Source organism: Rhizobium oryzicola (assembly GCF_030504645.1).
Classification (GTDB): Bacteria; Pseudomonadota; Alphaproteobacteria; order Rhizobiales; family Rhizobiaceae; genus Neorhizobium; species Neorhizobium oryzicola.
In genome coordinates this window covers 637,138-656,677 of the sequence record NZ_JAUKWQ010000001.1, presented here as the reverse complement: position 1 = coordinate 656,677, position 19,540 = coordinate 637,138, and the positions used below count along the sequence as shown (strand labels likewise).

Sequence of the window (19,540 nt, the reverse complement as noted above, 5' to 3'; positions counted from 1 at the left end):
CCATGGGCGAACGTAGCGACAATCCCGGCCACACGCGTTCCTGGTATGCGGCGTCTGCCCTCGACCGGCGCGTCCGCCCCCGTTTGGAAGCGGAAATTGAGGCCGATGTCTGTGTGATCGGCGCGGGTTTCACCGGCATTTCCGCAGCTCTGGAGCTTGTGGAACGTGGCTTCAGTGTTGTCGTACTGGAATCGGAACGGATCGGGTTTGGCGCATCTGGTCGCAATGGCGGGCAGATCGTCAACGGCTACAGCCGGGATCTTGCCACCATTGCTGTTCGCTATGGGACGGATGCTGCCGTCAAGCTGGGCGCGATGTCGCTGGAGGGCGCATCCATTATCCGTGAGCGGGTCGCTCGCTATAACATCGCCTGCGATCTGGTGGATGGCGGTTTCTTCGCCGCCTTCACGCAAAAGCAGATACGCGAGATGGAGGCCCACAAGAAGGATTGGGAGACCTATGGCCACCCTGGTCTTGAAATGGTCTCCGCCAGCGACGTCGGCCGTTACGTCCAGTCGGATCTTTATATCGGCGGCATGGTGGACCGGCTGGGCGGCCACATCCATCCGCTCAATCTGGTGCTGGGAGAAGCCGCCGCGGTGGAAGCGGCGGGCGGTCGTATCTTCGAAAACACGCGCGCACTTTCACTGGAACAGGGTGCCAAGCCATTGGTGCGGACACCAGACGGCTCCGTGCGGGCAAGTTACGTTCTGGTCTGCGGCAATGCCTATCTGCCGCCGCAACTGCCTGAAATCAGCAGCCGCATGATGCCGGTTTCCAGCCAGATCATCGTGACCGAACCTTTGCCCGAAGGGCTGGCGGAGCGGCTGCTACCGGCCAATGCCTGCGTGGAAGATGCCAATTACGTGCTGGATTACTATCGCCGAACGGCGGACAACCGCATCCTCTACGGCGGCGGCATCGGCTATGGCGGGCGCGACCCCAGGGATATCGCCGCCTATCTGCGGCCCCATATGCTGAAGACATTCCCCTCCCTTGCCAGTGCGAAGATCGACTATGCCTGGAGCGGCAATTTTGCGCTAACGCTTACCCGCATTCCGCATATGGGCCGCCTCAGCGACAATGTTCTCTTCTCGCATGGCGACAGCGGGCATGGGGTGACGACAACGCATCTGCTGGGCAAGATTCTGGGTGAAGCGGTTGCCGGCCATGTGGAACGCTTCGATGTGTGGAGCAGCCTGCCGAACCTGCCCTTCCCCGGCGGCCGTCGCTTCCGGGTTCCGCTGACGGTTCTGGGTGCCTGGTGGTATGGCCTGCGCGATAAGCTCGGCCTGTAGCGTTCCCCGGAACTTTTAAAACCTGCGCGTCAAACCCAGACGCGCACCGATGGACTTCTCGCCGTCACCTTCAATATTGAAGAGAAGATTGGCATCCATCATCCAGGCCTCGACCGTCATCAGAGAAGCACCCACCGTGACCTGACCAAAGGCACCGGAGCCGTCCAAGCCTGAAACACCGGCGGTGAGCCCGAACTTAGGCGTCAAAACAGAACCATTGGTCAAAGTGAATGTACGGGCGATTTCGGCACCCAGACTGACGCGCAGTTGCTCGGAGGTGAAACCGGCTACCCCGATCGCGCTGCTGGCCTGGTTTCGCACGGCATAATCCTCAACCATCTCGGAGAAATACATCGCCCGCAGCCTTGGCGTTAGGGTGGTAGCCGTATCCAGCAGCCATTGCCCCTTCAGCGATGTATCGAGCAGCCAGCGACGCGTGTTGAATTCTCCATCCCAGAACGGCGTGTCGATCGTATTGGACGAACCGCCATAAAGAAGGCTCGTATCCCACACGATGTCCTTCATCAGTTCGACGGAAGCATAGGGGCCTGCCAGCCAACCATTGCCGTAAAGCTTGGCGTCCTGCTTCGTTGGATCAATCATACGGTCATAATGGAAAGAGAGTCCAAGCAGCGCCCTCTCGTTCAATAGATAATCCATGCCAAGGTTCAGCATGGCAAAGCTTCCCCAGCGGTTGCCCTCATCCTTATGATTATGCGCCAGGAAAGCGCCATCCAGCCAGACATTAAAGGGCGAACCATAGCCGGGCGATACGCCGTCAGCCCTGTCGCGAGCCGCTTCGAGCTGCGCGAGACTGGTGGAAAAGCCCAGCAGCATTCCATCCTGCGAAGGAGAGATTCTGCTCGTCACCGGCGTGGTGGCCTGAGCCATTTGGCGGCGCTCGATCAGCCCCGGCACCTGGATGGCGGAAGAAATCATGGCCTGACGGGCACGCACGTAATCGTGGACGAGCCGGTCGATATCAGTGGCAACCCTTGGGGCGTCGTAGTTCAATCGATAGATCACCGCCCCGGGATTGGAGCGGCCAAGCACGCTGCCCAGGCGGTAACTTACCCTTGCCACACCCGAGTAGGCAGGGTTCGGGGTGAACTTCAAATACCAGCCAGCTGGCGCTGAAGATGTCGAGACAGCGGCAAGCTCGCCCTGGATGATGCTGGCAGTTCCAGCGGCAGACGGCTCGACCGACAAGATTTCGGCACTGGTGAAAGGTCCGCCGGTGGCATTCCTGTTCAGGTAGATATTGTTCGGTGTGGAGCCCGCCGGAACATCAACCACGACCTGATCGGAAACCGTGACGCTGCGCGCGGCGACCTTCAGCGTGTAATTCACCGTGCCTGTTGCGCCATTGCCGTCCTGCGCCTGAATGGAGAAAGCGTAATCGCCTGCACTTGCGGCATCGAGCGGCCCGTTCAACGCTCCTGTCGAGACATTCAGCACAAGCCCCTTCGGCAGGCTTCCCGATGCGATGCTGTAGATGATCGGCAGAGATCCACCCGACGCCGCAACCGGCTGGCTGTAAGCCTCGCCCGCCATGGCGGCAGGCAAGGCACCCGACAGCGGCGAAAAGCTCAACACCACCGGCCTCCCGGACACGCTTAGCGAATAGGCGGCGGAGCTTATCGCATTGTTGGCATCGGTTGCCGTTATCGTGAAGTTGTAATTGCCGGGGACACGGGGAGAGCCCGCTAGCTGGCCGCTCGGTGTAACAAGGCTCAAGCCAGCAGGCAAAGCGCCTGAGGTGATCGCATACGTGTAAGGCGCGGTTCCACCAGATGCCGTGATCGTCTGGTTAAAGGGTTTTCCCGCCTCTGTAGCGGCAAGCTCCCCTGCAGCGGGGGAGAAGGAAAAACTGGGTGCGGTGATGGAAATGCTCACGGTCGCCGGCGCTGAAGTTCCGCCGCCATTGCTGGCGGTGTAGCTAAAGCTGTCCGGGCCGGAATAACCTGCTGCCGGCGTGTAGCTAATCGAAAGCCCTGAGGCGGTGGCCGTGCCATGCGATGGAGCAGTCACGACGGCGACGGATGTCGCCGCATCTCCCGCCAGACTTAAAGCGATGGCGTTGCTTGCGGAGTTTGCCGCCACAGTGGCGCTGACGGCTCCGGTGACCGGAGGCAGCAGGGGTGGCGCAGGGGTTGCGGGAGCAGGCGCGGCAGGCGTGACGGAATTCGAGGAGGCCGACGAGGGACCCGCCCCAGCGCTATTGGTCGCTGTGACTTTGAAGGTATACGAGGTTCCATTGGCTAGGCCGGTCACGGTGATCGGGCTTGCGGATCCAGTTGCGGTGATACCGCCTGGAGTGGCGGTGACGGTATAGGTTGGCGTCGCGCCGCCATTGCTTGATGGGGGACTGAAGGAAACTGTGGCTTGGCGATCGCCACCACTCGCCGATCCGATGACAGGTGCCCCCGGAAGGATGGCGGTGACGTTCAAGGTGTAGGTTGCGGATCCTGTCGCGCCATAGACATCGGTGGCCATGAAGGTGGCGGTAAAAGAGCCTGCCGTGGTAAGCGTACCGGCGATCTCACCGGTCGTTGTATTGAATGTGAGGCCAGGTGCCGGTGTGCCTGAGGTCGCCGAATAGGCGTAGGGCGCTGTTCCGTCACCTGGGATAATCGTCTGGCTGTAGACGGTTCCGACCGGAACCGTTGCAGACGCACCCGAGGTCGGCCACATGCTCAGCGTCGGGCGCGAAACGGTTATGCTCACGGTGGCGGGGGATGACGTCCCCGCTGGATTGGTGGCGGTATAGGTAAAGCTGTCCGTGCCTGAATAGCCGGCAGTCGGCGTATAGCTGATCATTGTGCCTGACGCCGTCGCGGTGCCGTGGGATGGTGTAGAGGCCACGGAGACGGACGATGCAGCCCCGCCGGTGATGTTGAGTGTTATCGTATTGCTGGAGGAATTTGCACCGACCGTCGTGCTGACGCCGCTTGCCACTGGCCGTTGAAGCGGCGCAGTGGGGGTTACGGGGCTTGACGGAGAGGACGCAGGCCCAGTTCCCGCGCTGTTTGCTGCAGTGACCGTGAAGGTGTAGGTGGTGCCGTTGGTGAGACCTGTTACCGTAATGGGACTGGTCGATCCACTCTGCGTGAGCCCGCCGGGGTTTGACGTCACCGTATAGCTGGTGATGCTCGCTCCACCATCACTGGAGGGCGCCGTGAAGAATACTTTCGCCTCCGCGTCATTGGCACTGACCGAATCGATGCTGGGCGCATCGGGTTTGCTGGCCGCCACCGTTAGAGAATAGGCTGCCGAAGCCACCGCACTATTGGAATCGGTTACCAAGATTGTGAAGCTGAAATTGCCAACATTGGTCGGCATGCCCGAAATCGTACCATTGGAGGTATTTAAACTGACTCCAGCCGGCAAACTGCCGGACATCACAGCATAGCTATACGGACTTGCACCGCCCGAGACCAAGATGGTTTCCTTGTAGGCGACTCCGACGCTGCCTGCCGTCAGTGCGCCGGCAGCAGGAGAAAAACTTATCGTTACGGGAGCGCCGAGAGCCTCAGAGACCAGAAAAAGAAGTCCCGCCAACATCATCACCAGAACACGAGTGCCGGAACACAGAGACTTAGCAGCCGATCTGCGAGTACAGATACCGCGGTCTCTCACGTCAATCGCAGGCAGATCTTGCGCAAAAAGCAATTTTCCCGATTGCATTCCTGCCGTAACCTTGGCTCGGCCTCGGTAGCAATCATTGCTCACGCGGGATGATATGTCAGCGCCGCCCGCGACATGGACGTGCGAAATATAGTGCTCGCGAATCGCTCAACCGAGCACCACTTATATTTCAACCTAAGCGACAAATGACAAGTGCGCTGACCAGATTAATTTGAGTAAAATACATTACTTAAGTAACAGGAGCCCATAGACGAGCAAACGTGCCTATCCGTCAAAGCACGAAGGGTTGCCTTGCAAAACAAGGCAACCCCACATTTAGCAACGTCAGAAAGCCGGCTGGGGCTTGAGTAAGGGCAGATCACTGCCCCTCGTTGTAGGTTCCGTCCAGGAAGAGGCGGATCTGGGCACGCGTCGCAGCCTTGAAATCCGACAGGATACGGTCGCCTTCACCAGCCGGCGCCTTGAGGGCGAGACGAACAGCGCTGACCGTCAAGTGACACATCATAAATGCTGTGCGGCGGTACTGGAGGTGCAGCTGCGACGGAATGAAGCGCTCCGTGGCATTAACAATGACATCAGCCATCTTCTGCATTTCTGTCAGGTCGATATCGGCCAGCAGCTTGTCTGCCTGAATGGCGTTGATCAGATCCTGTGTCTGCGGATTCTTGCGAATATATTGGCTGTAGACATCAATTACCTGATCAGCCGCTTGAAATATGTCCTGCGGCTCGACCAACTCAACGACGGTCTTTTGCATAATTTCGGCAACTTGGCTGATGTAGCGCTCATAGAGCGTTGCAACAATCGCCGACTTGTTCGGGAAATACTGATATACGGAGGCGATCGGCCCGCCGGAAAGGCTGGCGATCTCCTTCATCGTCACCGCGTCAATCCCCTTCTGGCCGATCAGGCCCATCGCGACTTTCAGGATTTCGTCGATACGCTCGCGACTACGCTCCTGCTTCGGAATACGCCTTAATGCACTTCGCGAAGCCTTCGCGTTGATATCTTGCATTGTAATCCTCAACCCGTCCATGCAAGCCCCCTGCTCCGCAGTCATTCCCCGGCCTATATAATATTTGTCGGCGCAACCATCGACCCCTAATAGAGTAAGACTTACCCTTATTTCCCCCGTTCGGCATCGCCTTTTTTTATATGCAAAACCGAAAGGATACAGCCATCCACAGTCACAACCGCAGGAAATTCTTAAATCGATCACAAAACTTCAGTAGATGAAACGACTAAAGTCTTGAGACCGACCGCATTCCCAAAACGGAACAGGACAACGACAGCCGCCCGGATCTCGATAGTTCCCCACGCTCGACTCGATCTGTTTCAGCATTGTCAGATCGATTTAGCTTCAGCCCCTCAATACTTCATTACCTCAAATCAAGCAACGATCTGAATACGCCACTTCACGCTCGAAAGCTCTGCTTTATGAGGGGTGAAAAGTTGGAGCGAGCCTGAGGTACGAATGCACGATGTGTCATGGCTTGCTGGACGGTCTTCAGCGAGGCTGTCTCCACCATTGAACGTCTCGTTCAGATCGTTCAGGTGCCCTCTCGCGTCCTGACAAACCGGCGGATAACGAACGGCATCAAGAAAGAGAGAAAGATCAGGCGGAGAATGTGATGGGTACCGACATAGGTTGGATCAGCACGCATGATCACAGCCATTGCCGCCATTGTTTCCAGACCACCCGGAGCAAAGGCAATCATGGTGGCGCCGAGCGGCACACCCGTCAACTGCGCCATGAAGGCCGCGATTGCGGCCGAAATGGCCGCGACCAGCACCGTCACAAGCGCGCCTGCAACCAGCGCCTTGCGAATATCTCGGAGCGAGACACCTGCGAAGCGCGTGCCTATCATGGCACCGATGGCGATATAGACCGGCGTCTGAATCCAGAGCGGAATCACCCCTGACACCAGACCCGTGACATGGGCGACAATGGACGTTGCCATGCCTCCCACCAGCAGCGCTGCCGGTACCTTCAGGCGATGAAAGCCCGCCCCCAGGGCAAAACCGATAACGCCCATGGCAAACAGGCTTCCAAGCCCCATAGACGCCGGCATGGATATGATTGGAGAGACCGCACCGCCCAGTTCGACGATCAGTGGAACACATAAAGTCAGCGCAAGAACACGGATGCTCTGGATCAGGCTGACGCTTGGAAGATCCGACTTCAGCCCGGCCGCAAGGCTGAGAACATAGCTCAGATGGCCGGGACATGCTGCCAGTATTGCAGTGACCGGATCATAGCGGAACAGGCGCTGCAGCATGACGTAAGCTGCCGTCAGCAGCACGACGGAGGTTACGAACACCATCACGAAACTGAACGGCCAGGCGCGCGCGGCATTCAGAACATCCGGCGAAACGGAGGCGCCCATGGAAAGACCGACAATCAGGAAACATAGATTGCGCAGTGGCACCGCCACCATCAGCGGCAAGCCGCAAAGGCCGGCGACGGTGACGAAAGCCGCCGGCCCCACAAGATAGGGCGCCGGCATACCTATGACGTCGGCCAGGAACGCTCCAACCGCTCCCAAGCCAAGGGTCAGGAGAGAGAGCACAATGACCTGCATGTGAGATTATTTCCGGATATCGAACGCGGCCGTCGGCGAAATGCTCCAGGACCATTGTCTGCGACATATCCCTATGCGCAGACAACCGCAAGCGAAGCGATATCAGACAGCTGCAGCAAGAACCGGCGCGGGCGGAGCAACGTCGAGACCCAGCAGGAAATTAATTTGCGGACGTGCCTTCACCAGGTCATCGATCGTGTATTCGGTCAGCACGTCGAAGAAAGCATTCAGCGCCTTGCGCAGCGCGGAATTGAGACCGCAGCTATCCACCAGGGGACATTCTACCGCGCCATCTTCAAAGCATTCCGCCATGGCAAAACTGTCTTCTGTGACCCGGACCACATCGAACAGCGTAATCTTGTCAGCGGCACGTCCGAGGCGCACACCACCATTGCGGCCCCGAACCGTCTCCACGATGCCAGCCTTGGTCAACGGCTGCAGGATCTTGAAGAGGAACAGTTCGGAAACACCGTAAGCCCTGGCGATTTCAGGAATCCGGCTGAGGTGACCGTCGTTTGCCGCGCAATACATCAGCATGCGAACTGCGTAATTGGTCTGCTTTGTCAACCGCATGCCATTCTCCTGTCTTGCTATCGATCTCTATATAAGAGCTATCCTAGTTTTGAACAATTCCAAAATATGAAAATAATGTTCATGTTAGGGCGCCTGAGCCCCGGTTATGCGCTTCTCCTGACAATAAGCTGAATGCGACCAGCAACTTCAGGGGAAAGCGGTAGGACGCTCCACACTAAATATAGAAGCGGCCCCGAAAGGGGCCGCAGATGGATCTGTTTTACTAGGGTGGATCACTTCATCGTCGGCATGACGAACTGGGCGCCTTCCTTGATGCCGGACGGCCAGCGGCTCGTCACGGTCTTGGTGCGCGTCCAGAAGCGGATCGAATCCGTGCCGTGCTGGTTGAGATCACCAAAGGAGGAAGCCTTCCAGCCGCCGAAGGAGTGGTAGGCCAGCGGAACCGGGATCGGAACGTTGATGCCGACCATGCCGATGTTGATGCGGCTTGCGAAGTCGCGGGCTGCATCGCCATCACGGGTGAAGATCGCAACGCCATTGCCGTATTCATGCTTCATCGGCAGGTCGAGCGCTTCCTCATAGGTCTTGGCGCGCACGACCGAGAGAACCGGCCCGAAGATTTCGGTCTTGTAGATGTCCATCTCAGGCGTGACGTTGTCGAACAGGCAGCCGCCGACGAAGTGGCCGTTTTCATAGCCCTGCAGCTTGAAATCGCGACCGTCTACGACAAGCTTCGCGCCCTGATCCACGCCACTGTTAATGAGGCCAAGAATCTTTTCGCGCGCTTCCTTCGTCACGACCGGGCCCATATCGGCCTTCTCGTCCGTATAGGGGCCGATGCGCAGGCTTTCCACCATGGGCGCCAGCTTTTCAACGAGACGATTTGCGGTCTCTTCGCCAACCGGAACAGCCACGGAAATGGCCATGCAGCGTTCACCGGCAGAACCGTAGCCTGCACCCATCAGGGCGTTGGCGGCCTGATCGAGGTCGGCGTCCGGCATGATGATCATGTGGTTCTTGGCGCCGCCGAAGCACTGGGCGCGCTTGCCGTTCTGGGCAGCCGTGCCGTAGACATAACGAGCGATCGGCGTGGAACCCACGAAGGAGACGGCAGCAATATCCGGATGGGTCAGGATGCCATCAACCGCGGCCTTGTCACCGTTCACGACGTTGAGAATGCCGGCAGGCAGACCGGCTTCGATCATCAGTTCGGCAAGACGGATTGGAACGGATGGGTCGCGCTCTGACGGCTTCAGGATAAAGGCATTGCCGCAGGCAATCGCCGGCGCGAACATCCACATCGGGATCATGCCTGGGAAGTTGAACGGCGTGATGCCGGCGCCAACGCCCACCGGCTGACGGATCGAATACATGTCGATGTTCGGCCCGGCACCTTCGGTAAACTCGCTCTTGGAAAGGTGCGGGATACCAATGACGAATTCGCAGACTTCCAGGCCTCGGATGATATCGCCCTTGGAATCCTCGATCGTCTTGCCATGCTCGCGGGAGAGCATTTCAGCCAGTTGGTCCATGTTGTCGTTCAAGAGCTGAACGAACTTCATGAACACGCGCGCGCGGCGCTGCGGGTTGGTCGCAGCCCATTTCGGCTGTGCAGCAAGCGCGCTGGCGACGGCGGCGTTCAGTTCGCTCTGGCTGGCAAGCGCCACTTCGCCCTGAGCTTCGCCGGTAGCCGGGTTGAAGATCGGCTGCTTGCGGCCGGATGTGCCGGCAACCTGTTTGCCGTCGATGAAATGCCCAATCTGATACATGGTTTCCTCCAGTGTTATGGCGGCAGTATGCTCTTTCGTTTGCACAAGACAACAGCATGATTTACGCATCCGTTGTGCAAATTTTATAGTCTACTGAGGGTCTGGGGATGGATTGGGATAATGTGCGCATTTTCCTCGCAGTGGCGCGCGAGGGGCAATTGCTCTCCGCCTCGCGACGTCTTGGCCTCAATCATGCGACCCTTGGCCGACGGATCAACGCGCTTGAGGCGCATTTGCGCACGCGGCTTCTGATCCGGAAGCCGAGCGGCTGCGAGTTGACGGCAGAGGGCCACGCCTTTCTGGCTTCAGCGGAGCGAATGGAGGCGGAAATGCTGGCCGCGCAGGCACGCACGGGCAAGCTGGATGCACCCGTGGAAGGCACGGTGCGCATTGGCGCGCCGGATGGCTTCGGTGTATCCTTCCTTGCCCCACGGCTGGGCGAACTGATTGCCCGGCATCCGCGGCTGCGCATTCAGCTGGTGCCGGTACCCCGCTCCTTCTCGCTGTCGCAGCGCGAAGCCGATATAGCGATCACCGTGGAGCAGCCCTCACAGGGGCGCCTCGTCTGCTCCCGGCTGACCGATTATACGCTCGGTCTTTATGCCTCGGTGGATTATCTGGCGCGCGCAGGTGAGCCGCAGGAGATCGAGGATCTTCGAAAGCACGCACGCATCGGTTATGTGGACGACCTGATCTTTTCGCCCTCACTGAATTTCACCGGCGAAATCATGCGCGACTGGGACGCTGCCTTCGAAATCTCCAGCGCGATCGGACAGACGGAAGCTGTCCGCTCGGGCGCGGGCATCGGCATTTTGCATGATTACATTGCGCGGCAGGATCCTGGTCTCAAGCGCATTCTGCCTGATCTCTTCATTCGGCGCGCATACTGGACCAATTACCACGAAAGCCTGCGCGACCTTGCGCGCATCAGAACCGTCGTTTCCTTCCTGCAGGAAATCGTTGGCCAGCACAGGCACATCTTTGTCAGTGAATGATATCGATGATCAAGTGGAAATGGTACGGTTGGGGGGTCTCGAACCTCCGACCTCAGGTGCCACAAACCTGCGCTCTAACCAACTGAGCTACAACCGCACAAAAGCCGCTCTCGCGTCTTGGGGCGTCACATAGAAGGATTGCTTTCCTTTTGCAAGTCCTCTTTGACGGCCGACGCAAAAAGGCCGGGAAAAATCCCGGCCCTCAACGCGTTAAGACCGGTCAATCAGACAGCCTTGAAGCTCGATGCGAACTTTTCGACGGCTTCCTTGCCCGGCTTCGTCACGTCTTCAGCCAGCTTGCGGGTGGCTTCCTGCATGGCCTTGGCCTGCTCAACAGTGATTTCAGCCTGCTTGCGGAAGAAGCCGGTCTGCAACTCAATCAGTTCAGCGACGGACTTAACGCCCAGCAGGGCTTCCATGTGCGACAGCGACAGATCAGCATTGGTGCGAACGGCGTCTATGGCCTTGAGGCCGATTTCAACCGTGCCGGCCTGGGCAGACTGAACGGTTGCTTCAACGGTCTTGGTGGCTTCTTCAGCCGCAACCTTGATCTTGGAGAATGCCTCGCGGGACTGAGAAGCCCCCTTCTCGGCGAAGTCACGGAGGCTTTCCGTTACCCGCGAAGGATCGAAGGCAGAGAATGAGAATACGTCATCAGCTCTGTATGCCATTTTCGATTTCCTTGTTTGTTTCCTGGCTTCGTTCGTTCGAAGGCCTTGTGACCTCTATATAGCAAAGTCATTTGTGCATTGCAACATCATTGTGCGGCGCAACATAAGATTCCGCAATTAACCCTATTCGCCATTTCCCATCTTGCAATGTGGACCTTTGAGGGTCTGGGAAGTTACTAACAATGTGTTAATCTGCTGCCGGATCAAGAGGAAGACGGCTCCATCGCAAGGCCTGCCATGTCCACCGTACAATACCCCTTTGTCGACATTGCCGTTCATCCGGATGTGCGGGTGCATTTTGCCGCAGGGCGCGCCCTCGTGCTGTTTTCCAGGGACATGCAGGATGTGTTGTGGGCCAACGGGCGCGGTGCCGCCCTGTTCGGCGTAACCTCGGTCTATGATTTCCTCGACCAGCCAGTGCCCTCACAGGATCTGACCTTCCGTCAGGCCAGTGCAGCTGCCCGGCAGTTGATGAAGCCCGGCGACCGGCGCGGTTTCAACATACGCATCACCTCCGGTTTTCAACGCGTCCTGGTCGAGGCAGTCTGCCAGCTGATCACGCTTTCTGACGAAACACAGGGCGTGCTGCTCAGCATCCCCGTCAGCGCCGGCGCGCTTGATCCCAGCGATTGCGCACGCCAGATGCTGGAAGGGCTGGATGATCCGAGCACGCATATGGCGGTGCTGGATTCGGAGGGGACACTGGTTTCCTCCTCCGCCGAATTCGCCAAGCTGCAACTCGATTCCCACCTGACGCAAGCCTTGGCGACCACCGCCGTGAAGGGTGGCTCCCGATTGTTGAAGCGACCGGTGACGACAGCGTTCGGAGATCTGCCCGCAGCCATTGCCAAGGTTTCCGACGACCCGGTTCTGCTGCTGCTCTTCATTGTACAGGTAGAAGCGCCAGGCACAGCGCAGGAAACGCTCCCCGCTGTTGCAGAAGAGGCCCCGGCCAAGCCGGAAGCTACGCGGGCCATTGATTTCGAAGAGGCTCTGACTGCCGTTTCGGAGATCTCCGACCTCGAAGATGATATGGAGTTCGAGGACACGGAAGAGAGCCGAACGCCCGAGACGCAAAAAGATGCTTCAACGGAAAGCGCGACGAAGACGGAAACGATAGCCAAGGACGAAGCGACACCGGAGGCCGCGCATGTTGCAGCGCCTGCTCAGTTCAATTTCGGCCGTGAAAATCGCGCGACACGCTTCGTCTGGAAGATCGATGCCGATGGGCGCTTCCGCGATGTATCGCCGGAACTGGCAGCGGCTGTCGGCCCGCATGCCGCAGAAGTCACGGGCATGGCCTTTACGGATGTCGCTGCCCTGTTCAACCTGGACCCGGACGGCAAGATCGCGGAGCTTCTGCAGAAGCGTGATACCTGGTCCGGCAAGACCATATGGTGGCCCGTTGAGGGTACCTCGCTTGTGGTGCCAATCGATCTGGCGGCGCTGCCGACCTATACCCGCACGCGTGAATTCGATGGTTTCCGCGGCTTTGGCATCATCCGCTTCTCCGATGCCGAGGAGGACCCCTTGGCCATCGGCCTGACCATGACCGATGTGCAGGAGGCACCAGCCGACGAACCGGCCATCGAGGACGCCCGTCAGACGCTGGCGGTTTCTGCGCTGGACCACGCAGATGATGAGGGGGACGCCGACATTGGCGAGCACACTCCCGCTGCCGAGGCGCATGCAGACAGCCTTGAGCCAACGGAGCAGCCCCCCGAAGAGGCTTCAGCTGGCTCGGTGGATGCGCCGAGTGCCGACGCGCCCGCACCGATTGATCATTCGGCCGACGTCCCGGAACGCTTTTCGCCGCCTGCCGTGGAAAAGCCTGCCCTGCGTATCGTGGAAAATCCCACCCAACGTTTTTCCGACAAGGTCATCCAGTTCGAGGAATTGCGCAGCAATGCGCGCCAGCCCTTGAGCCCCAACGAGCAGGCTGCATTTCGCGAAATTGCGCGTCGACTTGATGCCTTTGCCCGCGAACAGGCAGATACCGAGGCGCCGGCTGACCGGAGCGCACCTCTAGAGGAACAGACTGCGGCAACCAACCCGCCTCTGACCGAGGGCAAAACCGCGCCGCAGGCTGATGCGCAAGTGGAACCGCCGCAGCATGGTGAAACGGAAGCGCCTGTCACCTCCACAGATGACGCTGTCGCCCACGAGGTGACGCCGGCGAGTGGCTTAGACAGCGAACAGGCCCAGCAGGCAGAGCAGGTCGAGCCGGCTGCAGAAGAAGCCGCCGCGGACACGCACGAAGCTGCGGAGCAGGAAGAGGAGACCTTCCACGAGGCTCTTTCCCGCATCATTCCTCTGCGTCACCGTCCGGATCTCAGCGACGATATCATTGACCAGATGCCGGTCGCACTCTTGGTCCATACCGGGGACCGGCTCATCCATGCCAACCCCGAGTTCCTTCGGCTGACGGGCTATGAGTCAGTAGAGGCGCTCGAAGAAGTGGGCGGCCTCGATGCGCTTCTGAAGCGGCAGGATCTGGAAGACAAGACGACTGAGGCGGGCGGCATGGCCTTTGTGCGGGCGGATGACGAGATCATTCCCGTCAGCGCTCGGCTGCAATCCGTACGCTGGATGGGGGCGAGCGCGCTCATTCTCGCGCTGATGCCGACCGGCCAGACACAGCATGCGACGGCTGCGGAGGTTACCGCCAGCCAGCAGGAAATCTCCACGCAGGCTGACGAGATCGCCCGTCTGAAGGTTGAAGTGGATGAGCTCAAGGCCATTCTCGACACCGCGACCGATGGTGTCGTCATCATCGATAGCGAGGGCGATATTCGCTCGATGAACCGCGCAGCAAGTGCGCTCTTCAATTATGATGATGGCGAAACGCGCGGCCAACCCTTCGTCATGCTGTTCGCGCATGAGAGCCAGAAGTCTGTGCTCGAATATCTGTCCGGGCTTGCCGGCCACGGCGTGGCGAGCGTGCTGAATGATGGGCGCGAAGTGATGGGACGCGAGGCCTCAGGCGGCTTCCTGCCTCTGTTCATGACGATCGGCAAGCTCACCTCGTCCAACGGTTACTGCGCCGTGATCCGTGACATCACCCAATGGAAGCGCACGGAAGAAGAACTGCGCAATGCCAAGCGCGCGGCAGAAACCGCCAATGCGCACAAGACAGATTTCCTTGCCCATGTGAGCCATGAGATCCGCACGCCGCTGAATGCGATCATCGGCTTTGCGGACATGATGGCGACGGAGCGCTTAGGTCCCGTCGGTCACCCGCGCTATGTGGAATATGCCAACGACATCGGTCGTTCGGGTCGTCATGTCCTCGACATCGTCAACGATCTTCTCGATATTTCGAAGATCGAAGCTGGCGAGATGGATCTGGAATTTTCCTCGGTCGGATTGAACGATACCGTCGCCGAAGCTGTTTCGCTGGTTCAGCCGCAGGCCAACAGCCAGAGGGTCATTATCCGCACGGCACTTTCACATTCGGTGCCGCCTGTTGTGGCCGACATCCGGTCGATCAAGCAGATCGTGCTCAACATTCTCTCCAACGCCATCCGGTTTACACCAGCTGGCGGCCAGATCGTGGTTTCCACCGCCTATGAAGCGAATGGCAGCGTGGTGCTGCGCATACGCGATACCGGCATCGGCATGTCGCGCTCGGAATTGGAACTGGCGATGAAGCCCTTCAGGCAGGTGGCAGGTGCCAGCCGTAAGCGCGGCGACGGAACAGGCCTTGGCCTTCCGCTGACCAAGGCGATGGTCGATGCCAATCGGGCCTCGTTTGCGATCCATTCGACACCGAATGAGGGTACTCTGGTCGAGGTGACCTTTCCATCTCCGCGGGTTCTGGCGAACTGAACCCGTGTCGGACCAAAAAGAAAGGCAGCCGAAGCTGCCTTGGAGGTAAATGCTGAACGACTCCGGATGGAGCCGGATAGTCCATGAAGCGTGGGACTTCGAACTTTACCTCGCGCTTCATCCTGAAACATAGTGCTCGGCCACGCCTTAAAATCGGGTTAAAGTGTGACACTTGATCTGGATTTTCGTTTTGAAAATCAGATATGTGCCGGAATGTGACATTTTCTTTAATGGCTCAACTTTTTAGCTCGGCAAGTCCCTCAAAAAGCACCAGCGCTTCCGGGTTTGCCAATGCCTCCTTGTTCTTGACAGGCCGGCCATGAACAACCTCCCGAACTGCAAGCTCGACGATCTTGCCGGATTTGGTGCGTGGAATATCCGCAACGGCAATGATCTTGGCGGGCACATGGCGCGGTGATGCACCGGTGCGAATGCGCGCCCTGATCGATTTTTCAAGCTCGGCATCCAGTGTGATGCCGCTGGCAAGGCGCACGAACAGGATGACGCGGACGTCGTCATCCCAATCCTGGCCGATACACAAGGCTTCCAGCACTTGCGGCATCTGCTCGACTTGATTGTAGATTTCGGCAGTGCCGATCCGCACCCCACCCGGATTGAGCGTAGCGTCCGATCGACCATGAATGACCAGCCCACCATGCTCGGTCCATTCGGCAAAATCGCCATGGCACCAGATATTGTCGAACCGCTCGAAATAGGCAGCCTTGTACTTCTTGTTGTCAGGGTCGTTCCAGAACATGATCGGCATGGACGGGAAGGCCTTGGTGCAGACCAGTTCGCCCTTCTCTCCGCTGACTGGCTTCCCGTCATCGTTCCACACATCGACCGCAAGCCCCAGGCCGGGCCCCTGGATTTCGCCGCGCCAGACGGGTTTCAGGGGATTGCCGAGCACAAAGCAGGAGACGATATCGGTGCCGCCGGAAATGGAGGCCAGATGAATGTCCGGCTTGATGCCCTCATAGACAAAGGAAAAACCTTCCGGCGACAGCGGAGAACCGGTGGAGGTCATCAACCGCAGGCTCGAAAGATCGTGCGTCTTGCGGGGCTCAAGTCCGCTCTTGCGCACCGCGTCGATGTATTTTGCCGAGGTTCCAAATATGGCAAACCGTTCGGCCGCCGCATAATCGAAGAGAACATTGCCATCCGGGGCAAAGGGGGAGCCATCGAAGAGGCAAAGCGTGGCACCCGCCGCAAGGCCGGATGCGAGCCAGTTCCACATCATCCAGCCGCAGGTGGTGAAATAGAACAGCCGGTCCTTCGGCTGAATGCCGCAGTGAAGCACGTGCTCCTTCAGATGCTGCAGCAGTGTGCCGCCTGCCGAATGGACGATGCATTTAGGCACGCCCGTCGTGCCGGACGAAAAGAGAATATAGAGCGGATGCGAGAAGGGCAGGGCTGCAAATTCCAGCGGTGCGGGCGCGTAATCCGCAAGCAGCGCATCGAAGGTTCTCGCATTCGGGAGAGACGCTGCCAATGCGGCGGCATCTCCGGCGTAATGCACCACCAGCACGGGCACAGAAAGCTCTGCGACGATTTCCTGCACCTTTGCAGCCACATCCTGCAATTTGCCATTATACCAATAGCCATCGCAGGTGATGAACAGCTTGGGCTCGATCTGCCCGAAACGGTCCAGAACGCCCTGCTTGCCGAAATCGGGGGAGCAGGAAGACCAGATGGCGCCAATGGAGGCTGCCGCCAACATGCCGGCAATGGTTTCCGGAAGGTTCGGCATCATGGCCGCAATACGGTCGCCCTCGCCAATGCCGGCAGCCTTGAAAGCCTGCTGCAGCCTGGACACCGTTTCTCTCAGATGATCCCAGCTCCAGCGATAGGCGACTTTGTCCTCGCCACGAAAAATCAGAGCATCGTCGCTGCCGGAATTACGCAGCAGGTTTTCCGCAAAATTGAGTTTGGCGTCGGGAAAGAAACGTGCGGCCAGCATGTCGTCGCCATGGATCAGATCACGCGCGCCGCGCTCACCCACCACGCCGCAGAAATCCCAGATGTCCGTCCAGAAGGCCCCACGTTCGGCGATGGACCACTTATGCAGCTGATCACTATTTTCAAAACTCAGGCCGTGGCGCTCACCGCACCAGGCCATGAACCTGGTCAGCGGTGCAGAAGCAATCAATTCCGGCGATGGGCTCCACAAGGGCAAGTCAATCGATGTCATCAGGCTCAAGTCCTCCAACCAGTCCGGAAGGTATAGCATGTTGCATTGCACGATAAAGGGCCACTCGCTTGCGCAATTTGCATCGTGGCTTGAATTCCGTTAGGCAGTTGCGGGCATCCCGGTGCCCGATCATCCACGCCGACTGACGGCCCGACGGACCCATGAGAGCATTGAAGCCGAAAACCCGCATTGCTCGCCTTGCGATCTCGCTTGGTCTCCTCGCGATTATCATGATCGTGCTGTTCCGTCTGGTTGCGCCAAGCCTGATATCCTCCACGCTCGTGCGCTCACGCATGGAAGATGCCGTGGAGGGCTGGCTCGGGCATGATGTGACGATCGAGGGAACACCCGATCTTTCCTTCTGGCCGGTTCCAACCGTGAGCATGCGCGGCATCACCATTCGTGCATGGGAAGCCCCAAATGCCCCTGTGCTCGGGCGTGTCAGCAAATTGTCGGCCCGCTTCAGCCTGCTGAAGGCGCTTCAGGGCACACCGATTTTTCGGGATTTCGCACTGGTCAACCCGGATATCAGCGTCACCATCGACAAGAACGGACATTTCAACTGGAATGGCGACGGGCTTCTGGGCAAGGCCATTCAGAAGGCGACCGGCGCTGGCGGCCGCCAGCTTCTCGCTCCGTCGCTCGACGCTGTTATCGGTGACGTCACGGTGACGGAGGGAATCGTCCGCCTGACGGCGCAAGATGGCAGCACACTTGTCGTCGATGGCGTCAATGGAACGCTCGATTGGCCGAACCTGTCCGCTGCCGCACGCCTGCAACTGCGTGCGCGCCTGCGTGACCAAAGTGTCAATCTCGATCTGTTTTCGGCGCAGCCGCTGCTGTTTCTGTCGGGACGCATGGCGGATCTGGATGCCACGTTGAAATCCGCGCTGATCACAACCCGTTTCACAGGCAATGTCGATCTGTCATCCTACGGCTTCCTGTCCGGTGATCTGGAGCTTTCCATTCCCAACATGGAATCGCTCGTTCAACGGGCGCAGCTTAACGTGCATGCCGCAGACCGCCTGCGCGACATTTCGCTGACGTCCAAGCTGGTCAGAACCGCAGGCGCCTTGCGCATGGAACAGCTTTCCGTCGCGGCCAACGGCTCTCACGCAACGGGCATCATGGATCTGATGCTGATCCCCGAGCGACCACCGCGCCTGACCGGTACGCTTGCTTTCGACCGGCTGGAGCTGTGGCCCCTGGTCGATGCCGTCGCCACCGGCCAGCATCCCGAACGCATGGAAGAGAAGGCTATGCCGGAACAAGGCATCGGCTTTGACCTCCGGCTCTCCGCAAACGCTGCGCTCCTTGGCCCGCTCCCTCTCGATAATGCCGCCATCAGCATCGTTTCAAATGCGGAGCAGTCGCGGCTGGAAATTCTCGACAGCGATCTGCACAACGGCACGCTTCGCGGTCTCGTGAGTACGGTCACGACTCCCTCGCCGGGGGTTGATATGCGCCTGATGGTCAAAAACATAGGGTTCGATACCTTGGCGAAAGATATGTCCTGGACCACGCCCATGATATCGGGCACCGGTTCGGTTACGCTTGATCTGCATGCCACAAAACCGCTGCAGTCCATCGGCGCCAAGGACATGACCGGCAGTCTGAAGATCAGCGCAGACAATGGGCGCATCTCGGGCTTCAACGTCAAGGAATTGCGCCGGCTTGCCGGGAGCAAATCCTATTTCACACTGGGCGAAGCTGGGAGTGGAACGATCGATTTCAATCATCTGGATATCGATACGAAGATCGCTAACGGAATCGCGGAAATCGGAACTGCCCGCAGCGAAGGGCCGCAACAATCGATCAGCCTCACCGGCGTCATCCCTTACGAAACCGGCGGCCTTGCACTTTCCTCCACCATCATCGACGCGACGACGGCCGCATTGCCGCCTCTCAATCTCTTCATCGGCGGCGCGTGGCCGAACCCCATCCTCTGGCCTCTACCACAGGGGGCACCTGCGCCCGGTCAGGCTCAGCCGCAAGATATTGACGGAACAAAGCAACCTTGACCC

At 58.9% G+C, this 19,540-nt stretch carries 11 protein-coding genes and 1 tRNA gene; 4 read left to right on the top strand and 8 right to left on the bottom strand.

Going from position 1 to position 19,540, the window contains the following annotated elements; all coding sequences use genetic code 11:
- Positions 1–2: 2 nt before the first annotated feature.
- The gene (locus Q2T52_RS03190; protein WP_302075221.1) at positions 3–1,298 is read left to right on the top strand and encodes an NAD(P)/FAD-dependent oxidoreductase; all 1,296 of its coding nucleotides are present in this window, start codon (positions 3–5) and stop codon (positions 1,296–1,298) included.
- Positions 1,299–1,313: 15 nt separating this feature from the next.
- Here Q2T52_RS03190 and Q2T52_RS03185 read toward each other — a convergent pair whose 3' ends face one another.
- The 5 genes from Q2T52_RS03185 to Q2T52_RS03165 form a co-directional block, all read right to left on the bottom strand.
- Entirely contained in the window at positions 1,314–4,862 is a 3,549-nt protein-coding gene (locus Q2T52_RS03185; protein WP_302075220.1) for a putative Ig domain-containing protein, read from the bottom strand.
- Positions 4,863–5,304: 442 nt separating this feature from the next.
- Complete coding sequence (locus Q2T52_RS03180; RefSeq protein ID WP_302075219.1) at positions 5,305–6,006, bottom strand: TetR/AcrR family transcriptional regulator; 702 nt, start codon at positions 6,004–6,006, stop codon at positions 5,305–5,307.
- A gap of 490 nt (positions 6,007–6,496) precedes the next feature.
- Positions 6,497–7,528, bottom strand: coding sequence for an AbrB family transcriptional regulator (locus Q2T52_RS03175; protein WP_302075218.1), 1,032 nt, complete (start codon positions 7,526–7,528; stop codon positions 6,497–6,499).
- 102 nt (positions 7,529–7,630) lie between these two features.
- Positions 7,631–8,101 carry an iron-responsive transcriptional regulator RirA gene (rirA, locus tag Q2T52_RS03170; protein ID WP_302075217.1) on the bottom strand — a complete coding sequence of 157 codons (471 nt, stop codon included), beginning with the start codon at positions 8,099–8,101 and terminating at the stop codon, positions 7,631–7,633.
- Positions 8,102–8,334: 233 nt separating this feature from the next.
- Entirely contained in the window at positions 8,335–9,831 is a 1,497-nt protein-coding gene (locus Q2T52_RS03165) for a CoA-acylating methylmalonate-semialdehyde dehydrogenase (RefSeq protein WP_302075216.1), read from the bottom strand.
- A 107-nt stretch (positions 9,832–9,938) separates the two neighbouring features.
- Between Q2T52_RS03165 and Q2T52_RS03160 the strand changes: the two genes are divergently transcribed.
- Positions 9,939–10,826: a LysR family transcriptional regulator gene (locus tag Q2T52_RS03160; RefSeq protein ID WP_302075215.1), complete on the top strand. Its 888-nt coding sequence runs from the start codon at positions 9,939–9,941 to the stop codon at positions 10,824–10,826.
- A gap of 20 nt (positions 10,827–10,846) precedes the next feature.
- Here the strand turns inward: Q2T52_RS03160 and Q2T52_RS03155 are convergent.
- Both Q2T52_RS03155 and Q2T52_RS03150 read right to left on the bottom strand, forming a co-directional pair.
- Positions 10,847–10,923, bottom strand: a tRNA-His gene (locus Q2T52_RS03155).
- A gap of 127 nt (positions 10,924–11,050) precedes the next feature.
- The gene (locus Q2T52_RS03150) at positions 11,051–11,497 is read right to left on the bottom strand and encodes a phasin (protein ID WP_302075214.1); all 447 of its coding nucleotides are present in this window, start codon (positions 11,495–11,497) and stop codon (positions 11,051–11,053) included.
- A gap of 237 nt (positions 11,498–11,734) precedes the next feature.
- Between Q2T52_RS03150 and Q2T52_RS03145 the strand changes: the two genes are divergently transcribed.
- A complete protein-coding gene (locus tag Q2T52_RS03145; RefSeq protein WP_302075213.1) occupies positions 11,735–15,325 on the top strand; it encodes an ATP-binding protein in 3,591 nt (1,196 codons plus the stop codon).
- A gap of 235 nt (positions 15,326–15,560) precedes the next feature.
- On the opposite strand, the gene Q2T52_RS03140 is transcribed toward Q2T52_RS03145, so the two are convergent.
- Positions 15,561–17,516 carry an acetoacetate--CoA ligase gene (locus tag Q2T52_RS03140; protein ID WP_302075212.1) on the bottom strand — a complete coding sequence of 652 codons (1,956 nt, stop codon included), beginning with the start codon at positions 17,514–17,516 and terminating at the stop codon, positions 15,561–15,563.
- A 161-nt stretch (positions 17,517–17,677) separates the two neighbouring features.
- Here Q2T52_RS03140 and Q2T52_RS03135 point away from each other — a divergent pair, with 161 nt between their 5' ends.
- Positions 17,678–19,537: an AsmA family protein gene (locus tag Q2T52_RS03135; protein ID WP_302075211.1), complete on the top strand. Its 1,860-nt coding sequence runs from the start codon at positions 17,678–17,680 to the stop codon at positions 19,535–19,537.
- The last annotated feature ends 3 nt before the right edge of the window (positions 19,538–19,540 follow it).